Here is a 295-nt window from a genome sequence, read left to right as displayed (position 1 = left end):
GTTTCTAAATGAGATACTTTTTTGGGAGAAAAAAAGGCACAGCAAAGCCTTAAAGACTGTGCTTGGCACATCTCGAGTTTGTTATTGCTAAGTTTTAAATAAAAAAGACTTAAAGCCTGAAAACCTTAGGGTGATCAAGCTGCTTTAAAATTTTTAAGCTGTGTTGTTATAGCTTTTGGCATCGAGAGCCAAGAAATAATGGATGTGCAAAGCCAACTCCTTTTTATTGGGAGTTCTGCCGACATTAAAATTATGGTGGCAGAACGAGAAAGGGTTCGCGGACTGGTGAAAGATA

The organism is Acinetobacter sp. V2 (assembly GCF_001188385.1).
Taxonomy (GTDB): Bacteria; Pseudomonadota; Gammaproteobacteria; order Pseudomonadales; family Moraxellaceae; genus Acinetobacter; species Acinetobacter oleivorans.
This window is presented reverse-complemented; position numbering follows the sequence as displayed.